Source organism: Mucilaginibacter sp. P4_D1 (genome assembly GCF_056401935.1).
This window is the reverse complement of record NZ_JBFUIJ010000006.1, coordinates 1-19,184: the sequence shown is the minus strand read 5'-3', so window position 1 is coordinate 19,184 and position 19,184 is coordinate 1. Positions and strand designations below refer to the sequence as shown.

Below are 19,184 nucleotides of genomic sequence, written 5' to 3'. Positions count from 1 at the left end.
AAGAAATGGAAGTTATTTTAAAACAAGATGTAAAAAACCTGGGTGATAAAGACGATGTAGTAAACGTTAAACCAGGTTATGGCCGTAACTACCTTTTACCTAAAGGCTTCGCCATATTAGCTACTGTAAGTGCACGCAAAGTTTTAGCTGAAAACTTGAAACAAGCTCAGTTTAAACAAGAAAAAATCCGCAAGGATGCCGATGCAATTGCCGCCCGTTTAGAAGGTGTTAAACTTAACATTGGTGCTAAAGCCGGTGAAAGCGGAAAAATCTTCGGTGCTATCAATACCATCCAGGTTGCTGATGCATTGAAAAAGGAAGGTTTTGATGTTGACCGTCGCCGTATCACCTTTGATCAGGAACCTAAGTTTGTTGGTGATTACATCGCAAACATTAACCTGCACAAAGAAGTTAAGGTACAAGTTCCTTTCTCGGTAGTAGCTGAGTAATTTATATTCCGGAATTTGGAGTTTCGATTTCGGATTCTGACTTAAATTTTAGAATTTTAAAAGGTGTTTTGCAATGCAAAGCACCTTTTTCATTTTATAGAAACTTATTACAATAGTGCAGCGCAATTACAACTCATCAAAATTATCCAACTCAAAGCCGGGTAAAAAAAGTTCGGTATCAAAAAGCAGGTTTAACGGTATTTTTAAGCTTGTTTTCAGAGTTTTTAAGCTGGGATTTATCCTTTTTTTCGGGCTTAGTTTGTTCGGCGTGCTGTTGTTTCGCTTTGTGCGCCCGCCCTTTACCTGGCTGATGATTGAGCGTGGTTTTCAACAAAAAGCCCGTGGTGTAGACTGGAAAGTAGATAAGCAATGGGTAAGTTTCGACGAGATATCTGACAATATGAAACGCGCTGCCGTGGCCGCCGAAGACCAAAGCTTTTTAGAGCACCATGGTTTCGATTTCAGGGCGATAGAAAAAGCTATCGAAAAAAACGCGCACAGTAAAAAACTGATCGGTGGCAGCACCATATCGCAGCAGGTAGCCAAAAACGTTTTCTTGTGGGAAGGCCGCTCGTTGCTGCGTAAAGGGATCGAGGCATATTTTACCGTGCTGATAGAAGTTTTCTGGAGTAAGAAACGCATTATGGAGATGTATCTGAATGAGATTGAAATGGGCGACGGCATTTACGGTATCGAAGCTGCATCGCAGGCCTATTTCCATAAACATGCCTCGGAGCTTACAAAACACGAGGCCGCCGCTATAGCGGTAATATTCCCAAGTCCGCTTAAATGGTCGGCCACAAATCCTACAAGGTATTTAAAGCACCGGCAGTATCTGATCATGAAAAACATGAAAAGGCTGGGGCCATTGGATTTTTAGCCCCTAACCCCCTGAAGGGGGAACAACAGTTGCATTTAGTATGGTCTTTACGAACTTTCGTTCCCCCTTCAGGAGCTACCGTTTGCCCACATCTTTTGGATCTCATCAATTAATAAAACCGAATGTCATTTCGAGCGAACCAGGAGGGGCTTTTGCGCAGGGGTGAGGAGAAATCTTGAACGCCCTACATCCAAACCAGCCAATTGGAATGCAGGGCGTTCAAGATTTCTCTTTCGCGCTCCCACTCTTTGCCCTCCCTTGCTCCATCGAAATGACAATTTTCTTTTATTAAAAGATGTGGGTACACTGTAGCTTCAGGAGCTTCGCTTCTATTTATACTTCCAGTGCCTTGATTTACCTTCGGCAATCCATTCCGCGGCAGTTTCCATGCGTTTCTGACGGGTAGCTTCGCTTTTAGCATCTACAATCCATTCCACATATTCCTTTTTATGCGAGTAGCTGGATTTATCAAAGTTAAAACTCGCGTTAGGGTAGGTTTTTAAAAACTCCGTGAAGTATTCGGGGATAACCAATTCGGTTTTGGGCGCTGACGCCTTTTTTATTGCTTCGGGTGTTTTTTTGCCGCTCTCGTTTAGGGCGATGGCTTGCCGGATAAAATCTTGCAGGATTTCTTTAGATGGCAGGTCTTCTATTTTGGTTATCCGGCCAAAGCTGCCGGCAGAACCATCTCCAATGCTCAATGCACTATGAGGATCATTCAATAACGTTGCCTTCCAAAAACCGAATGAACAGTGCTCTTTGAAAGCAGCCATCTGGCATACCGGGCCTTTATAATCAAAGAAAGGGAAGCCCCATTTTACGGTTTCCATCAATAAGGGGGATGTTTCATGTACAATTTCCCTGATGTATTCCAATATTGGTTTGGCAAAATCCGAGGCTTTTTCAATAAAAGCATCAACGCGACTATCGTATTGTTCCATGAAATAAATTTAGTAACAAATTGTTAAATCGCAACCGGCTTGCAACGTTTAAGAGATATTTTGCATCTTAGCTAAAGCAGGTAATTTCGTCACACAAAATCATATAAGGCTATGACTATAAGAGTATTCAGGTTATTTACTGGAATCATCATACTGGCTTTTACTATTGGTACCAGTTACTGCCAGGTAAAAACCACCTCGCCCAGCCCGTTTACTGATAAGGATATGGTTTCATGGGAGTACAGCTCAAAAATCATCGGCGAAGATTATACCATTTATGTACATTTTCCGCCGGGCTACGATACCACAAAAATCAAATACCCGGTACTGTACATGACCGATGGCGACTGGAATATGACCGTTGCCATGAACTGCTTTAACATGCTGAGGCAGGATTATAAAACTACCGAAGCCCTGATTGTAGGCATAGGCTATGGCAGTCGCCCCAACAAACGTAACCGGGATCTTAACCCCGAAACCGGCGGGCCGAAATTTATATCATTTATTGAGCAGGAAGTAATACCTTTTATACAAAGCAAATACAGGGTTAATGATAATAAGGCTTTATATGGTTATTCATTCGGGGGAATGTTTACCACCATGGTATTGTTTAACCATCCCGGTTTGTTTAATATGGTATTCATAGGCGCACCCGGTAATACCGGCAGGGAACTAATACCATCGGCGCAAAAATACTTTGCAAGTCATACCGATCTTAATTGCCGGGTGTTTTTAGGCGTGGGATCATACGAGCACGAAAATGCAAAGAATATTGAGCAGTTTACTACTTACATGAAAAAGCAAAACTGTAAAAACCTGGATATTGATTTTGCTATTACCCCGGGCGCAAATCATGGTGCAGCCCTGGCACAGGTAATGCAAAACGCCATAGCCTTTGCGTATTGCCAAAAACATAAAGCAATCATGCTAACCGCAAAAGAGCTTGAACCGTACAGCGGTAATTACAAGGTAGCCGGCGACGAAAAAGATACGTTTAAAGTGTACCTGTCGGGAGATAAACTATACTTTAAACAAAACGACCAGTTGCCCCAGGAGTTTGCGCCTTACGCCAAAGATTCATTTTTTATGTATGAGGATGAAAAGGCCGATATCAACTTTAAAACAGAAGGCAGCAAAAAATATTTAGTATTTAATTTCCCGGGTGAAAAGCCGGTAAGATTGGATAGGGTTAATTGATGTCAATTCAGACTGAAAGCCCTTTGGCACAGAACGGTTTTTGGAGGGGCATTTTATTGCGTTAAACAGATAAATTGTGTAGTAAAGGGTTACATCAGAAAAGCTCTTTTATTAGCTTCAACAGGAATTGTTTGTTGATAGTACTTTCTTCACTTTTATCATATAGCGTAAGCATATTGATAAATATGTTTTCGTCAGCCTGGCTAACAAGGTAGGTTATTATTCTATACCCACTACTTTTTCCTTTTCCTTTACTTTTTATGGTCAATCTCACCTTAAATAATCCTCCGCCCAGATCAGCGCCTTGTTTTGGATTGTTAATTAGCTGCTCTTGAAGCTTTTCGAGATCTTCAGACAGAGACGGGTGCTTTTTCTTTAACTCCTTAGCTTTTTTGATGAAAATAGGCGTATAAAAGATCTTATTAGGCATCTTATATATCCTTAAGACTAAGTGATTCTATCTCGCCGGATTGGATCTGTTTTACTTGGTTTAATGCCGTAGCTATCTCCTGAGTAAGTTCACTTTCTTTTGGCAACTCAATAACTTTTGCCTTGAATTTTTTCAAGATCGTTAGCAGCATCTCCGCATCGCTATCTTTTACTTGTACAGTGAAAGTTGTCATATACAAATTTAATGATTATCAACCATTAACCAAATCCCTGAACAACTGAATATGCCAGCTGTTTTTAAATGGTACCTCCCATTTGGTTTCCAGTTCGGTAAGGTTTTGTACCATGTTGTTGTATACAATGGTTTCGGTATTTATTTTGCCTTGTTTCAGCATATCCTCAAAAGCATGGCGGGGGAGGGATAAAATTTCTTCGCCATCTCGGTAGGCCAGGTTAAACCTGTCGAACAGGTTGATGTTAAAATGCTGCCCGATATTCTGCATAAAGTGTACCGACTTATCAATTGAACAGCCGCTGGCGCCTGCCTGGCTTTCGTCAACAATGAGTATCAAAAAACGGTTGTAACGCACTTCGCCCTTGGCCTTTAACTGGTTGTTGTGCGCTGTCCATCCGGTAGTGAATTTATCCAGTTCCTGCTGGATTTGTTGCACCACTTCGTCGGTTAATTTTTTGTCGGCCTGGTAGATCCAAACTCTTGACTGTTGAGAAAATTCCATTTGCAAAAATATCAATTTATTAACTTAGGGTAACATTTTGTTGTCATGGAAACATCAATCTCGTCGTTAATAAAAAAAGCTGCGGCAATTATGGCAATTTTGGCCTCCAGTAGCTTTATTTACGGTTTTAAACCGGGTTTGGACGACCAGGAATGGCTTGCCTGGAGCAACAAATGCCTTACAGAGTCATTTAATCCGCCGCCGGATATCGCACTGAAAAAGTGGGAATTAATACTTACCAACGATTATTTTTTGCGTTTAAGGAAAACTTATCAACACGACAGGCAAGAGTATTTTTCGTTTAATTTACACCGCCTCAACAACGTGGAATACCTGGGCAGTGATACCACAGGAACCCTTAAACTAAGTACCCTAACCGACGATATTATTGTACAAACTTACGAAGACCCTAAAGGTGACTTAGACTCGATGGCTACCGCCATTGAACTGCCCGTAAAACACATGAGCCCCGCAAGATTGGATAGTTTGAAAATAGCGTTGAATTACTTTAAAGCGAAGAGCTTATAATATCGACTATTTAGGGCGATGGATTTTTCGATATTTATATAGTGGCAGGTAATCGCCTTTAAATCCATCCCATACCGCCACGTAAGGTTTAATGTCTATCTTGTTAACATCAACTTTCATTATTTTAAATTCGTAGCGGGTTTCAAACCGATAAATACCAGAGTGGCCTACGTCTACTATATAATAAGGCTCATCCGGAGTCGGCCTTTTTACAACCATTGTTGAAAGATGGAAGTTTAGCCGATGCAACTGCTCAACAACAACGTGAACTTCATGTAATTTATAAAATTTGTTTGCTAACTGCCCTTCAATCCACTCGCTTTCATTAATTGGGTGAATCATACAAGTGGCGCGCTCCGTTGCCCGCAACACGGTAGTAATCATCAACATAAAAGCTAGCCAATAAATCTTCATTTGTTTAAAGCGCTATTATAACCCATTTGCCCTTACCGTTATTTCGGCAATGTCCAACACCTGTATCTCGTCCTGTTTATCCTGGAGCTTAACGCCATCGGTAAGCATGGTCATACAAAAGGGGCAGCCGGCAGCTACAATATTTGCTTTTGCCTCAATTACATCCTGCATGCGTTCAAGGTTAATTTCTTTTTTACCAGGTTCGGGTTCTTTAAACATTTGCCCGCCACCTGCGCCGCAACATAAACCATTACTTTTGCAACGTTTCATTTCAACCAGTTCGGCATCCAGTATCTCCAGCGCGGCACGCGGGGCCTCATAAACATTATTTGCCCGGCCTAAGTAACAGGGGTCATGAAAGGTGATTTTTTTGCCTTTGAAGCTTTCGCCTCCCTCGGCTTTCAGCTTACCTTCATCAATCAGTTGTTGTATCAGCTGGCTATGGTGTATTACATCATAATTACCACCCAAACCCGGATATTCGTTCCTGATGGTGTTAAAACAGTGCGGGCAGCCGGTTACTATTTTTTTAATATTATAAGCATTAAGCACTTCAATATTGGTCATGGCCTGCATCTGGAACAAAAACTCGTTACCGGCCCGCTTGGCGGGGTCGCCGGTGCAGCTTTCTTCGGTACCCAAAACGGCAAAATTGATACCTACATGATGCAGTATTTTACATATATCGCGGGTTATTTTTTGCGCCCGCTCGTCAAAACTACCTGCACAGCCTACCCAGAACAGTATTTCGGGTTCAATGCCGTCGGCGGCCATTTGGGCCATGGTGGGTATTTTGAAGTTTGTCATAAAATCCGGATTATAAGTCGTCGGGCAACTCGTTTATATTGGCTATAAAGTCATCTACGCCATTGTAGTTTTTAAATACAATGGCTGTGTTGTTGGTACTTAACTGGTTCAGGATATCAAGTGCTACATTTAAGGCGGGGCTTTCTTTTCCAAACAATTTGGCATCCCAGTTAATACCGGCCAGAACGTCGTTTTCGTGCATTTCCACACACCAGCTTTCTAAAAATTCGGCTATCAGAATTTCAACCGGCAGGTAGCCTTTCCAATCATCACGTGCGCAAGCTTTGGCCAGAGCCCTGTCCGACCAAAATGGAATCACGCTAATGTCTTCATCATCGCTCGAGTGCGAATTGGCCCAGCCTGTTTTACTTTTCAATCCCCATACCGATTTGGCTGCGGCTGCCCGTTCAATAAATAAATTATATTTCAGTTCGATGGTTGCGGTATCCTGCAGCATATCTGTATTTAATAAAACCTGTAATTAATCGTTGTTTGCCCAGTTCAACCTATCGGCCTGGCTGTACTTCCAGGGGGCGCCGTTATTTTCTACATTGCTAAACATATTGTTCAGGCTTGCCGGTGCCTGTGATTCTTCCATCACTACGTAGCGGCGCATTTCGACAATTATCTCCAGCGGGTTGATATTTACCGGACAGGCCTCGGCACAGGCATTGCAGGTAGTACAGGCCCAAAGTTCTTCACGGGAGATATAATTATCCAACAGCGATTTGCCATCATCATGATCCTTGCCGTGTTTATCCAGGTTGTTGCCCACTTCGGTAAGCCTGTCGCGGGTATCCATCATAATTTTACGCGGAGATAATAGTTTGCCGGTAATATTTGCCGGGCACACCGATGTACACCTGCCGCACTCGGTACAGGTATAGGCCTCCATCAGGTTTTTCCAGGTAAGGTCGGTTACATCTTTTACGCCAAACCTTGCAGGCTCGCCTGTGTTTTCCGGAACGAAGGAAGGATCGAGCATGGCCTTAACCTCGTTGGTAACCGATGCCATATTGGTAAATTTTCCTTTGGTGTTCAGGTTTGAGTAATACACATTGGGGAAAGCCAGCAGGATATGAAAATGCTTGGAGTAGGGCAGGTAATTTAAAAACGCAAGGATACCTATAATATGAAACCACCAGCAACCTCTTTCCAGCATCGCCAATGAAGCTGCGCTATCGGGCAAAATCGGCGCTATAAGCGAGCTTACGGGGAAACTGCCTGCTTTTACATAATGTTCAAAATGCAATAGCTGTAGTTTATAGTCGGCCGCGTTCATGGTTAAAAACGCGGTCATTAGCAATATTTCTATACAAAGGATATAGTTGGCATCTGATTTTGGCCATTGGGTCATCTCGGTGCCCGAAAAGCGCTTCAGGTGCACAATGTTACGCCGGCTTAGGAAAACAATACAGGCAACAAGTACCAACACCGCCAGCACCTCAAAACCGCCTATCAGCAGGTTATACAAGCCACCCAGTGGGGTCGAAAAAATACGGTGCGACCCAAAAATGCCGTCTATCATAATCTCCAGCACTTCCAGGTTGATGATAACGAAGCCTACATAGATAAAAAAATGCATTATGGCCGCAACAGGGCGCTTAATCATTTTGGTTTGGCCAAGGGCTACTTTGGCCATTATTTCCCATCTCGTTGCCGGCTCGTCGCTGCGGTCAACATCCTTACCCAATAATATGTTGCGCCTTATTTTGACTGCGTTTTTGGCAAACAGGTAAACGGCCGCCCCTAAAATGATGATAAATATAGCCTGTGCAATCATTATGCGTGCATAGTATTTTTATTCAAAGTTAGCTGAATTGTTGAAACGGCAAAATGTTACTTGTTATTTAAGATCGGCGTCAATTTTTAAATTTAAATTCATCACTGCCTGCTTTGCGTTTGCTATCCTGGTATTTATTGGCGCTGTGCTGCCCTCAACGTTAATATCTGTCATTTTGCTTAAAGCATCGGTATACCATTTTGCCCATACATCAATTTTATGTTTTTCGGCATCGGCCGGCAATCCGTCTTTAATGGCCTGCGCGCCCAAAGCATATTCATCCTTTAGCCTGTCGGCCGCGTTTTTTTGCAGCTCGTCAATCAGTGTTAACGTAGTTGGTTCATCTGCCGCGGTTAGTGTATAGGCTGTAGCCAACGCACTTACACCCACATTCTTCATTTCCTGTGCCGAAACCATATTTAACCTGTCGGCATCGGTATGGTAAAATACATCGGTAAAATGCCACATCAATAAACCGGGAATTTTGGCCTGCAAAAATGGGGTATGATCGCTGCCGCCTTCAAAAGGGTTGCTTTTTACTACCCAGCCATTATCGCGGCCCTGCTGCATGCAGCGGTTAAGCACCAGATCATTAAAATAATGCGGAAACATATCCGACTCTTTTAACTCACTGCCACCCCACTCAGTATGCTTATCTTTACCACGGGTCCAGATAGCCGATGGGTCGGGCATTTTTTCAATCAGGAAACTGCCGCCTGTTTTGCTTACATCTTCACCCACCATATCCAGGCTTAATCCCCATTTAATACCTTTGGCCCTCAGGGTATCTTCAGTAATATACCTGCCTGTTGATACAATTTCATCGCCCCATAAAAACGTGATGGTACGTTTAGGGCTAAATTTTTTCTGTGCGATAAGCTTCGCGGTTACCCTTGCCATTTCGGCAAGCGTACCTACTCCGGTAGCGTTGTCATTGGCGCCCGGCTCCTGTACATGCGCGCTAAATACAAAACGTTCGTCGGGTTTGGCTGTGCCGCGGGCATTAGCCACAATGGTGAGCTCTTTTGACGGATATATTTTTGATTCCACCTCAACGTGAACCTTAACCGGCCCTTTTTGTAAAGCCGCTTTGAGCCTTTCTTTAGCAGCATACGAAAGCAGGATCCCAAATTTCTGGCTTAACGAATCCTGGTACCTGATACCGCCAAACTGGATAGAATTTACATTTTTTTCGGGCTGCGTGTAGGCTGGCATGCTATAACCCATTGCACCAAGCGCGCCGTTTTTAACAGCCGATGTATAAAACCTGCCCACATTAGTTTCGGCAAAAATAATTTTGCCTTTTAAATCCTTGCCGTCGAGGTTTTTCATGCCGGCTTCATCAACAAAAAGCACATCGGCGTCAACTCCTCCCGGCGGGGTACTTGCTGAATAAATAGCCAGCATGTTGCGGTTGGTAGTAAACGTAAGCAAGGGTTTTGCGTCGCCCTCAATGGTTACAACCGCGTTTACCGGTTCCCAGGTGGGGCGGTGCATTTCGCGGGTTTCAATGCGGTAGGTTAGCGGACCGTCGGCCTCACCTTTTACCTCTTTTTTATATCCGGCCTGCTGTAGTGTTTTTTCAACTTCGTATATACTTTCGTTAAAGCCCGAATTACCGGGAATCCTCCAGCGTTTTTCAACAAACGCTACCGTTTTATAAGCATTGGCCTCAATAAATGTATTTCGCAAAAGGGGGTAATAACTATCAATAGCATTTGAACTTTGAGCGTTTGCCACCCCGGCAGATAGTGCAAGCAATGTTATTAATAACGGTTTAATCATAAGGGCAAGTTAGCGATTGCCGGGTATAAAGCAAAATAGGTGGAGGTTGCAATGTTTTTTGTAGAGACGCATCACATGCGTCTCCCGCATGCAATCGAATCTGCCTGACATGTTGGTTCACACGCACATTTGATTTGAACGCTGGTCACGACTCACCCCGGCTACGCTGCGCTGGCCGAATCTCTTTCCGGCTTGCGCCGCGAAGAGGGTTGAGGAAAGAAAAATATTTTTTTAGCCCCTCTATGCGACGCAGTCGGAGAGAGGGGCAGACGGGCGCAGCCTCGTCGGGGTGAGTCAACTCGCCGACATGCGATGTACATCATCTGGCCTTCAGAGTTCCCGATTTTACAACTCGCAAGGCGCTAAGAAACTAAGCGATTTGATTGTTTTTTGTGCTTTGCGCTTTAGCGCGAAAAAAGCATCCTCCCAATAAATCTCATCCCATGCCTTTTTACAGCGTTCATAAAGTGATGGAAATCAGATTTGTTAATGACTTGCATTATAAGTTACGCTTTTATTTAAGGTTATTTTTACTTAATAATTCAGGCGATATGAATAACATCCTCGTGCTTACCGATTTTTCTGAAAATGCAAACCACGCAGCCAAGGCAGCCCCGCTGCTTGCCGCGAAATTGCACAACGACATCATTATTTTTAATTCATACTATAACCATCCGGTAATACCTGTTTATGCAGGTGGACCTTTAGCGGTTGATGAGCTTGTTTTTCGGAAAGGGGACAGCAACACCGCGCTTCATCAGTTGGCCAGGCAATTGGRCCATTTACACAACGGGAAGGTTGATGAAGCATTTAAGCCCCAAATCCACATGCAATGTGGCGAAGGCTCGCTGGGAAATAACCTGGCGGCAGTTATTAATGAAAAAAAAGTATCGTTTATAGTAATGGGCGGCAGTTTAAACAGCCCGCTTAATCATCTTTTTTTTGGTAGCGATACTATGGATGTGATTGACCATGCATCATGCCCGGTTATAATTATTCCTCCAAAGGTTACGCTGGAAAAGCTGAAGAAAATCACTTTAGCAACTGCATTTGAACCGTTTGATAATTTTGCCGTCACCTACCTGGCCAATCTGAGCAACAAGTTGGGTTTTGAGCTGGAAATAGTACATATATCGGTGTTTGAAAAGTATGAGGATACTGATAAAGAAAAAGCTTTGCTAAGGCATATCAAAAAGCTTGAAGATTCGGCCATTGTTTATAAACAGATACGCGGGAAAGATGTAATTGACAGGCTGAACCACCTTTGCAAAGAGAACGGATCGGATATGCTTGCGCTGGTTCATTATGAGCATGGCTTGCTTTCAAGTATTTTTAAGAAATCTACCACCGAGAAAGCGCTTGGTCACCATCATATCCCACTGATGGTTATTCCCGCAGACATTCAATAAGTAGTTTGTTTGACGATTGTTTTACTAATTGCCGATTCAAAAGCCCCAAATGACATTAAATAACCTGGATATAAAAGGACTAAGCAGCAAGGAGGTTACAGAGGCCAGGCAGCGGTATGGCGCCAACAGCCTTACCTATAAAAAAGAAAACGGTTTTATTGATGCCCTAAAAAGTATTGCAAAGGAGCCAATGGTTATTTTATTATTGGTTACCGCGGCTATTTATTTTATCAGCGGGAAAAATGGCGACGGCTTTTTCCTGGCATCGGCCGTTATATTGGTATCGGGCATTTCGCTATACCAGGATTCGCGGAGCAGGAATGCCCTTGATAAGCTTAAAGATTACTCGCAGCCAACCTGCAAAGTGATAAGGGATGGTGTTATAGTAGAAATAAAAAGCGACGACCTGGTTATTGGCGATTGTTTGATTGTTGAAGAAGGTACTTCTGTATCGGCCGATGGCGTAATTATCCAATCGAATGATTTTTCGGTAAATGAAAGTATCCTTACCGGCGAATCGCTGCCGGTTTATAAAGATAAATCGTCAACAGATAATACAATTTTGCGAGGTACTACGGTGGCCGGCGGCCTGGCGATTGCCAAAGTAACGGCTATTGGCAATAAAACCCGGCTGGGCGCTATTGGCAAAAGCCTGGAAGCAATTAGCGAAGAAAAGACCCCGCTTGAACTACAGATTAACAATTTTGTAAAAAAAATGGTGGTTGCCGGCGCCATTATTTTTATTATAGTATGGGCTATTAACTACACGCATTCCCGCAACCTTACTGATAGCCTGATTAAGGCGCTTACCCTGGCTATGAGTATTTTGCCCGAGGAGATACCGGTCGCCTTTACCTCGTTTATGGCTTTAGGTGCCTGGCGCTTAATGAAAATGGGTATAGTAGTTAAGCAAATGAAAACGGTTGAAACCCTGGGCAGCGCATCTGTGATATGTACCGATAAAACCGGTACCATTACCGAAAATAAAATGAGCCTGGCTAAGGTTTTCGCACTCGAATCGGGCAAGGTTACGGATGCCGGTGGAACATACGATGAACCTGAACGGAAACTTATAAGGCTGGCGATGTGGGCCAGCGAGCCTATTCCTTTTGATCCTATGGAAATTGCTTTGCATGAGGCCTATACAAAAACGGCCGTAACCGATGAAAGGCCCCGATATAAAATGGTTCACGAATACCCGCTGGGTGGTAAGCCGCCCATGATGACCCACTTGTTTGAAAACGACAATAAGGAACGGATTATAGCAGCCAAAGGCGCACCCGAGGCGATAATGAAGGTAGCCGGACTGGCTGAAACCGAACTACAGCAGTTGCAAACTACTATTGATGCACTTGCATCTGAAGGCTATCGTATTTTGGCGGTGGCGGAGGCCCATTTTGCCGGAGACAATTTTCCTGCTACACAACAGGAGTTTGAATTTGGGTTTAAAGGTTTGGTGGCTTTTTATGATCCGCCTAAAAAAAATATAAAAGCAGTACTCGAAACCTTTTATAAGGCAGGTATTACAGTGAAGATTGTAACCGGAGATAATGCTGCTACCACAGCCGCAATTGCCCGGCAAATTGACTTTAAGGGCGCCGATAAATGCATCAGTGGTGATGAACTGATGGAACTGGATAGCAAACAGCTTGAGCATAGTGTTGAAAAGCTAAACATTTTTACCCGTATGTACCCCGATGCAAAGCTCAGGATTATTAATGCATTAAAAGCGCAACAGGAAATAGTAGCCATGACAGGCGATGGCGTTAACGATGGCCCTGCACTTAAAGCCGCTCATATTGGCATAGCCATGGGCAAAAAGGGAACAGAAATTGCCAGGCAGGCCGCGTCGCTCATATTGCTGGAAGATGATTTATCAAAAATGACAGATGCAGTGGCCATGGGCCGCAAGATTTATACTAACCTTAAAAAGGCAATACAATATATCATCTCCATCCACATACCCATCATACTAACGGTGTTTATCCCTCTGGCACTCGGCTGGGTATATCCCAACATATTTTCGCCGGTGCATATTATTTTTTTAGAATTGATTATGGGGCCTACCTGTTCTATCATCTATGAAAACGAACCCATGGAAAAAAATACCATGCTGCAAAAGCCCCGGCCATTTACTACTACTTTTTTTAACTGGAAGGAGTTAGCCACCAGCGTTGTGCAGGGGCTAATGATAACCGCCGGAACTTTAGTTACCTACCAATGGGCGGTAAAAGCCGGGTTAAATGAGCCGCAAACCCGCGCCATGGTTTTTACCTGCCTTATAGCTGCCAATGTATTGCTCACGCTGGTAAATCGCTCCTTTTATTATTCACTTTTTACAACTATAAAGTATAAAAACAATTTGGTGTTGCTCATAATTGGTATCACCATAATCATTACTGGTTTATTGCTTTACGTAAAACCTTTATCCGTTTTCTTTGGGTTTGCATCGCTGAGTTTGTTTCAATTAGCGTTTGCTTTTGGTGCCGGATTTTCATCTGTTGCCTGGTATGAAATTGTTAAGTGGAGAAAGCGGAGGGCAAATCAATTAAGTTAAGATCCGCACCCAGGGTGAATAATGCGGAATAAGGAATTTATAGCATTTAAAAATAAAAGTGCCAAAATTTCGCCCTGTTTTTTAAAAAAACGGGTCCGCCGTTCTGGAAACGAAACTTGTGGCGTAAAAATACGTAAACTACGTGTAGTACTGCCATAAACCACAGTGCACAGACCTAATTATACAATTCGTGCTTAAAGCCAGCCAGATCATTCATTTATGGATTAGTGTTTTTTTATTTGCGGGCATGCCGCTGGCTTGTTTTGCGCAAAACCAAAGCCTGAAGTTTGAGCATATCGGAACCCGGGACGGGCTATCGCAGATTGATGTAAGCAGTATTATCCAGGATAGCCGCGGGTTTATGTGGATTGGCACCGGCAATGGTCTTAACCGGTACGATGGGTATAAATTCACCAACTATCGGTTTGACCTGGCTAACATCAGTTCGTTAAGCAACAACGTTATCAGCGACCTGGCAGAAGATAAATCCGGAAATATTTGGATAGCCACCAAAGGTGGATTAAATAAGTTTGACAGGGCTTCCGGCCGCTTTATCAGGTACCTGCATAACGACCATGACCCCGCAAGCTTGGCTGTAGATGTGGTTAATCGGCTAAGTTTTGATAGTGCGGGCAATTTGTGGATAGCGACCCAAAACGGAGGGCTTGATTACCTCGATGTGCGTTCAAACAAATTCAGGCATTACACACATTCCGACGTGGATAGTAATAGCCTGAGCAATAATACCGTATACACAGTTTTTACCGACTCGCACCACAACCTGTGGGTGGGAACGGCCGGCGGGTTAAACCTTTACCAGCCGGCAAGTAATAACTTTTCGAGGTTTAAATATTCAGATAATGATGTAGGCGCATCAGGCGATCATATCTTTTGCATCTATGAAGATAGGGCCGGCAACCTGTACCTGGGCACTATATCACAGGGGGTTTTTGTATTTAATCCTGCAAAGCACACTTTAAGGCACATAAACAATAAAGATAGCCTGGGTAATACCAGTTCGGTAAACACAGTAAATAGCCTGGGGCAGGATGATGATGGCAATATTTGGATAGGGGCCGAACATGGCGGGCTAAATTTATTGGATGCTTCTGGCAATCTTTATAATTACCAGCATGACGATATTGACAATAACAGTATAAAAGGCATCACTATTAATGCCATCTATAAAGATAAAACCGGCAATATGTGGCTGGGCGCTTTTGGTGGTGGAATCAACCTTTATAAAAAGGCAACTTCCAGCTTTGCACTTTACCAGCACAATTCTTCACCATCAAGCCTCTCGAGCAATTTTGTGCTTGACCTGTTTGAGGATCGGGATAAAAATATCTGGGTAGGTACCGATGGCGGCGGGCTCGACCTGTTTAACCGGTCAACTGGGTCCTTTAGGCATTATAAACAACCGCCCGCCGGCAAAAACGGTATTGCAGGCAATTACGTGCTAACTACAACCCAACACCCCGATGGAAACCTATGGATTGGCACCTGGGGCGATGGGTTCAGTATATTTAATCCTAAAACGGGCGCATTTAAAAATTATAAGGCAAACCCCGCCAAACCGGATGGGCCAGGCGGCAATAATATTTACGCCATACTGCATACCAAAGATCAAAACACCTGGCTGGGAACATTTAATGACGGGTTGGACTTTTATAATCATAAAATCGGCAAGTTTAAACATTTCAGGTACGATGCGCATAACCCGCAAAGCATCAGCAGCAACCGCATTTATGATTTGTGCGAAGACCGTGATGGCAACTTGTGGATTGGCACAAATGATAATGGGCTTGATATGTTAGATAGTAAAACAGGCGTTTTTACCCATTTTAGGCACCAGGACGGGCGGAACAGCCTGAGCAGTAATACGGTTACAGATATTTTTTTAGATAGCAAAGGTAAATTATGGCTTTGTACCATTAGTGGCCTTAATTTATTTGACCCGGTTACTAAGCATTTTACAGTTTTCACCAAAAAAGATGGCCTGGCCAGCGATATAATTTATGCGATAAAAGAGGATGGTGCCGGTAATTTTTGGGCCAGTACCAACAACGGCATATCGATGTACAACCCGGTTACGCGGTTGTTTAAAAATTACACAACCGAAGATGGCTTACAGGGCGATGATTTTAAACCACATTCGGCTTTAAGGACAAGCAATGGGGCGATTTTTTTTGGAGGCATTAATGGCTTTAACGCTTTTTATCCGGCGCGGATACTCCGGCCGGCACCATTTTCGCCGGTGGTTATAACATCGTTTCTTGTTTTCAACAAACCTGTAAGCACCGTATTACGTGCGGATGATCCAAACGCGCTGAAGCAGGACATAGCTGATACCAGGAGTATTACCCTATCCTACAGGCAATCTGATATCTCGATGGAATATGCTGCCCTCGACTTTGCCTCTGCCGACAGGAAAAAATACGCCTTTATCCTGCAGAATTATGATACCCAGTGGAGTGAAGTTGGGAGCAGGAATACTGCCTCCTACACCAACCTGCCTGCCGGCGAATACTATTTTAAAATAAAGTACCAGAGTAGCGCCGGGCAATGGTCGCCGGTGACAACTGCACTTAAAATTACCATTGTACCTCCATTTTGGTTAACATGGTGGTTCAAATTGCTCGCCGTTATCGTTTTAGCGTCCGCTATATATGGGCTTTTCAGGTACCGGGTAAGGTTTATCAAACTGCGGCAGCTGGTATTGGAGCGGCAAGTACAGGAACGTACCGAGCTGCTGGCCAAAATGACAATTGATGAGCATAAAGCACGAATGGAGGCCGAGCAGGCCAACGCGGCCAAAAGCCTTTTTATGGCTACCATGAGCCACGAGATACGCACGCCGATGAACGGTGTAGTGGGCATGGCCATGCTTTTATCGGGCACGCAGCTTACCCCCGAGCAGGAAGAGTATACCGAAACCATTAAAAATTGCGGCGATGCGTTGTTATCTGTAATTAACGATATCCTGGATTTTTCGAAGATAGAATCGGGGAAAATGGAGCTGGATGAAAACGATTTCGACCTGCGGACCTGTATTGAGGGTACCCTCGATGTGTTTGCAGGTGGTGCGTTTAAACCCAACCTGGAGTTGCTTTACCAGATTGCACCCGATGTTCCGGTAGTTGTTTTTGGCGATGAGCTGCGCCTGAGGCAGGTACTGCTAAACCTGGTGAGTAATGCCGTTAAGTTTACTGTACGGGGCGAGATTGTTATTAATGTAAGTATGGTGCCCGGCCACAACCAGGATTTCGCTTTATCGTTTAGCGTCCGCGATACAGGTATAGGGATTCCGTCCGAAAAATTAGACAAACTTTTTCATGCTTTTTCACAGGTCGACTCGGGTACAACCCGCAAATACGGTGGGAGCGGGCTAGGCCTTACCATTAGCAAACGACTGATTGAACTGATGGGCGGTGATATTAAAGTTGAAAGCGAATTTGGGAAAGGTACTACTTTTTGTTTCCATATTAAATCGGCAAAGGGGCATGAAAGTGGTATAGCCGAGCATTTGGAAAGCCATGCCGGCTTGCAAGGAAAACATATATTGATTGTTGATGACAATGATGCAAGCCGCGGGGTATTGCAGGCGCAACTTGCACAATGGGAATTTACTGCGACAGCGGTAGGGTCGGGGAGTGAGGCCCTGGAAATATTGGCTGTGAATGATAAGATTGACCTGGTATTGGCCGATTTTAATATGCCCGAAATGGATGGCTTCCAGATGACAAAACTTATACTGGCCAGCTACCCCGCTGTGCGTGTGATTTTGCTTGGGCCAGCAAGCCATGAACAGTACAAAAAAGAACCTGGTCTTTTTAACGCTGTAGTAGCCAAACCTGTTAAATATCATGTGCTTTATAGCACTATCATTAGCCAGTTAAAAAAGGTTGATGTGGCCCACGAACCCCATGTGCGCGGAAACCTGTTTACTGAAGAATTTGCCAGGCAATATCCGATAGATATCCTGATAGCAGAAGATAATTTGATTAACCAGAAGCTGGCCATGCGGGTACTCACAAAAATGGGTTATGCACCTGATGTGGCCCCGAATGGACTGGCAGCTTTGGATTCGCTTACCCGCAAAAATTATGGGCTGATTTTTATGGACGTTCAGATGCCCGAGATGGATGGGCTGGAGGCCACCAGGCAAATTAGGCAGCAACATCTTCATCAGCCCGTTATTGTGGCGATGACAGCGAATGCTATGCCCGAAGACCGTGGGGCATGCCTTGCTGCCGGCATGGATGATTATCTGAGCAAACCTATAAAAGTGGATGAGATACTATCGGCGATAGAAAAATGGTGGAAAAAAACGCAGGATTACTAAATACTGTTTCGGCAGAGCGAATTGTGCTATCAGGTTTAGTGTTAACCATGACAAAATATAAAATATTGACTATCAATAACTTGTAAATATTTTATCTGAAATATGTTAAGTTATGTTAACCCAATTAGATGCGTTTGACCTGTTACGCCGCCGAGTACCTTAAATAGGTATCGTTTAAAGTTTGTTTACTAAAAGGTTTGGAGACGAAGGATTTGACGAACGGATAATTCTTTGATCTTGAAAAGTCCCTGGGATCAATGGATGACGATACAATGTATACATCAACTGTTTTCTTAAAAAGGGGAATTAACTCCTTAAATTGAGCCAGGAATTCCCAGCCGTTAAAATCGGGCATATGAAGATCTAAAAATATTAAATCAGGAAGTTTATCATTAAAACTGCTGTTTTCCCTTAAAGATTGAATTTGCAACCGGGCATCCGAGCTATGTGTAACATGTTGAAAGAGCTTACCGGAGTCAATCATCCGCTGTAAAATCAGGTGTTCAATCGGGTTATCGTCAATTATCAAAAGCCGGCACATATCTCTTTATGTTTATAATGTGTCTAATGCAAATTCGATGCCATGATTTACGCTGCGCTTGTCATTAGTCATTTCGCTTCGCTGTCATTGGTCATTGTCGCTTTTCGAAAAATAGTTTGAAATAATTAAAACAATAAAGTCTCTGGTCGATTCCTCACAACTCACAACTCACAACTCACAACTCACAACTCACTGTTGTCCGGTAAACATATTAAAGAAAAAAACAGGGGCAAATAGCCCCTGTAAAGTTTAACTTTGAATTACCACACCCAAAGTTTGAACTTATGCCCAAAAGTACATTTTTTACCGGACAGCCGATCTTCAATCAGCTACTTTCTTATATCCCGGGCGCTAAAGTCGAACAGTTAACCCTTGCGCACAATTCCAATCATTATTGTAAGAAGTTTAAGACATATGACCA

18 protein-coding genes are annotated in these 19,184 nt (G+C 43.5%); 8 read left to right on the top strand and 10 right to left on the bottom strand.

The annotated features are described in order from the left end of the window. Positions 1–5: 5 nt before the first annotated feature. Together rplI and mtgA are read left to right on the top strand one after the other, a co-directional pair. Positions 6–449: a 50S ribosomal protein L9 gene (gene rplI / locus AC1DV1_RS07910; RefSeq protein WP_477357283.1), complete on the top strand. Its 444-nt coding sequence runs from the start codon at positions 6–8 to the stop codon at positions 447–449. A 115-nt stretch (positions 450–564) separates the two neighbouring features. Beyond that, entirely contained in the window at positions 565–1,329 is a 765-nt protein-coding gene (gene mtgA, locus AC1DV1_RS07905) for a monofunctional biosynthetic peptidoglycan transglycosylase (RefSeq protein ID WP_477357281.1), read from the top strand. Positions 1,330–1,658: 329 nt separating this feature from the next. Here the strand turns inward: mtgA and AC1DV1_RS07900 are convergent, their stop codons facing one another. Next, positions 1,659–2,270: a YdeI/OmpD-associated family protein gene (locus AC1DV1_RS07900; protein ID WP_477357279.1), complete on the bottom strand. Its 612-nt coding sequence runs from the start codon at positions 2,268–2,270 to the stop codon at positions 1,659–1,661. 111 nt (positions 2,271–2,381) lie between these two features. Here AC1DV1_RS07900 and AC1DV1_RS07895 point away from each other — a divergent pair, with 111 nt between their 5' ends. Continuing rightward, the gene (locus tag AC1DV1_RS07895) at positions 2,382–3,467 is read left to right on the top strand and encodes an alpha/beta hydrolase (RefSeq protein WP_477357277.1); all 1,086 of its coding nucleotides are present in this window, start codon (positions 2,382–2,384) and stop codon (positions 3,465–3,467) included. A 94-nt stretch (positions 3,468–3,561) separates the two neighbouring features. Here AC1DV1_RS07895 and AC1DV1_RS07890 read toward each other — a convergent pair whose 3' ends face one another. Genes AC1DV1_RS07890 through AC1DV1_RS07880 form a run of 3 tightly spaced genes read right to left on the bottom strand, consistent with a single transcriptional unit; the run spans position 3,562 to position 4,594 of the window. After that, complete coding sequence (locus AC1DV1_RS07890) at positions 3,562–3,897, bottom strand: type II toxin-antitoxin system RelE/ParE family toxin (RefSeq protein WP_477357275.1); 336 nt, start codon at positions 3,895–3,897, stop codon at positions 3,562–3,564. 1 nt (position 3,898) lies between these two features. After that, the gene (locus tag AC1DV1_RS07885; protein WP_477357273.1) at positions 3,899–4,090 is read right to left on the bottom strand and encodes a hypothetical protein; all 192 of its coding nucleotides are present in this window, start codon (positions 4,088–4,090) and stop codon (positions 3,899–3,901) included. Positions 4,091–4,108: 18 nt separating this feature from the next. Next, positions 4,109–4,594, bottom strand: coding sequence for an ABC transporter ATPase (locus tag AC1DV1_RS07880; protein ID WP_477357271.1), 486 nt, complete (start codon positions 4,592–4,594; stop codon positions 4,109–4,111). Between the two features lie 45 nt (positions 4,595–4,639). Here AC1DV1_RS07880 and AC1DV1_RS07875 point away from each other — a divergent pair, with 45 nt between their 5' ends. Beyond that, complete coding sequence (locus AC1DV1_RS07875; protein WP_477357269.1) at positions 4,640–5,122, top strand: hypothetical protein; 483 nt, start codon at positions 4,640–4,642, stop codon at positions 5,120–5,122. 6 nt (positions 5,123–5,128) lie between these two features. Here AC1DV1_RS07875 and AC1DV1_RS07870 read toward each other — a convergent pair whose 3' ends face one another. The 5 genes from AC1DV1_RS07870 to AC1DV1_RS07850 all read right to left on the bottom strand — a co-directional run bounded on the left by AC1DV1_RS07870 (position 5,129) and on the right by AC1DV1_RS07850 (position 9,911). Next, the gene (locus AC1DV1_RS07870) at positions 5,129–5,536 is read right to left on the bottom strand and encodes a hypothetical protein (RefSeq protein WP_477357267.1); all 408 of its coding nucleotides are present in this window, start codon (positions 5,534–5,536) and stop codon (positions 5,129–5,131) included. Positions 5,537–5,551: 15 nt separating this feature from the next. Further along, on the bottom strand, positions 5,552–6,343 hold the full coding sequence (locus tag AC1DV1_RS07865; protein WP_477357265.1) for a (Fe-S)-binding protein: 792 nt from the start codon (positions 6,341–6,343) through the stop codon (positions 5,552–5,554). A 10-nt stretch (positions 6,344–6,353) separates the two neighbouring features. Beyond that, entirely contained in the window at positions 6,354–6,800 is a 447-nt protein-coding gene (locus AC1DV1_RS07860; RefSeq protein WP_477357263.1) for a DUF2750 domain-containing protein, read from the bottom strand. 24 nt (positions 6,801–6,824) lie between these two features. Beyond that, positions 6,825–8,126: a 4Fe-4S dicluster domain-containing protein gene (locus AC1DV1_RS07855; RefSeq protein WP_477357261.1), complete on the bottom strand. Its 1,302-nt coding sequence runs from the start codon at positions 8,124–8,126 to the stop codon at positions 6,825–6,827. A 63-nt stretch (positions 8,127–8,189) separates the two neighbouring features. Further along, positions 8,190–9,911: a M28 family peptidase gene (locus AC1DV1_RS07850; RefSeq protein WP_477357259.1), complete on the bottom strand. Its 1,722-nt coding sequence runs from the start codon at positions 9,909–9,911 to the stop codon at positions 8,190–8,192. Positions 9,912–10,462: 551 nt separating this feature from the next. Between AC1DV1_RS07850 and AC1DV1_RS07845 the strand changes: the two genes are divergently transcribed. The 3 genes from AC1DV1_RS07845 (at position 10,463) to AC1DV1_RS07835 (ending at position 18,222) form a co-directional block, all read left to right on the top strand. Further along, positions 10,463–11,320 (top strand): universal stress protein, encoded by an 858-nt coding sequence (locus AC1DV1_RS07845; protein ID WP_477357256.1) that lies wholly within the window; start codon positions 10,463–10,465, stop codon positions 11,318–11,320. A gap of 49 nt (positions 11,321–11,369) precedes the next feature. Next, positions 11,370–13,877 carry a cation-translocating P-type ATPase gene (locus AC1DV1_RS07840; RefSeq protein WP_477357254.1) on the top strand — a complete coding sequence of 836 codons (2,508 nt, stop codon included), beginning with the start codon at positions 11,370–11,372 and terminating at the stop codon, positions 13,875–13,877. 190 nt (positions 13,878–14,067) lie between these two features. Beyond that, positions 14,068–18,222, top strand: a complete 4,155-nt coding sequence (locus tag AC1DV1_RS07835; RefSeq protein WP_477357252.1) for a hybrid sensor histidine kinase/response regulator — start codon at positions 14,068–14,070, stop codon at positions 18,220–18,222. A gap of 142 nt (positions 18,223–18,364) precedes the next feature. Here the strand turns inward: AC1DV1_RS07835 and AC1DV1_RS07830 are convergent, their stop codons facing one another. Continuing rightward, the gene (locus tag AC1DV1_RS07830; protein WP_477357250.1) at positions 18,365–18,763 is read right to left on the bottom strand and encodes a response regulator; all 399 of its coding nucleotides are present in this window, start codon (positions 18,761–18,763) and stop codon (positions 18,365–18,367) included. A 284-nt stretch (positions 18,764–19,047) separates the two neighbouring features. On the opposite strand from AC1DV1_RS07830, the gene AC1DV1_RS07825 reads away from it, so the two are divergent. After that, positions 19,048–19,184, top strand: a 137-nt coding sequence (locus AC1DV1_RS07825; RefSeq protein ID WP_477357647.1) for a DUF4372 domain-containing protein, incomplete at its 3' end; no start/stop codon positions are given.

Excerpts from the sequence above, each read along its gene's own strand:
- rplI (WP_477357283.1), top strand. The coding sequence starts at position 6 with ATGGAAGTTATTTTAAAACAAGATGTAAAAAACCTGGGTGATAAAGAC.
- AC1DV1_RS07900 (WP_477357279.1), bottom strand. The coding sequence starts at position 2,270 with ATGGAACAATACGATAGTCGCGTTGATGCTTTTATTGAAAAAGCCTCG.
- AC1DV1_RS07895 (WP_477357277.1), top strand. The coding sequence starts at position 2,382 with ATGACTATAAGAGTATTCAGGTTATTTACTGGAATCATCATACTGGCT.
- AC1DV1_RS07890 (WP_477357275.1), bottom strand. The coding sequence starts at position 3,897 with ATGCCTAATAAGATCTTTTATACGCCTATTTTCATCAAAAAAGCTAAG.
- AC1DV1_RS07885 (WP_477357273.1), bottom strand. The coding sequence starts at position 4,090 with ATGACAACTTTCACTGTACAAGTAAAAGATAGCGATGCGGAGATGCTG.
- AC1DV1_RS07880 (WP_477357271.1), bottom strand. The coding sequence starts at position 4,594 with ATGGAATTTTCTCAACAGTCAAGAGTTTGGATCTACCAGGCCGACAAA.
- AC1DV1_RS07875 (WP_477357269.1), top strand. The coding sequence starts at position 4,640 with ATGGAAACATCAATCTCGTCGTTAATAAAAAAAGCTGCGGCAATTATG.
- AC1DV1_RS07870 (WP_477357267.1), bottom strand. The coding sequence starts at position 5,536 with ATGAAGATTTATTGGCTAGCTTTTATGTTGATGATTACTACCGTGTTG.
- AC1DV1_RS07865 (WP_477357265.1), bottom strand. The coding sequence starts at position 6,343 with ATGACAAACTTCAAAATACCCACCATGGCCCAAATGGCCGCCGACGGC.
- AC1DV1_RS07860 (WP_477357263.1), bottom strand. The coding sequence starts at position 6,800 with ATGCTGCAGGATACCGCAACCATCGAACTGAAATATAATTTATTTATT.
- AC1DV1_RS07855 (WP_477357261.1), bottom strand. The coding sequence starts at position 8,126 with ATGATTGCACAGGCTATATTTATCATCATTTTAGGGGCGGCCGTTTAC.
- AC1DV1_RS07850 (WP_477357259.1), bottom strand. The coding sequence starts at position 9,911 with ATGATTAAACCGTTATTAATAACATTGCTTGCACTATCTGCCGGGGTG.
- AC1DV1_RS07840 (WP_477357254.1), top strand. The coding sequence starts at position 11,370 with ATGACATTAAATAACCTGGATATAAAAGGACTAAGCAGCAAGGAGGTT.
- AC1DV1_RS07830 (WP_477357250.1), bottom strand. The coding sequence starts at position 18,763 with ATGTGCCGGCTTTTGATAATTGACGATAACCCGATTGAACACCTGATT.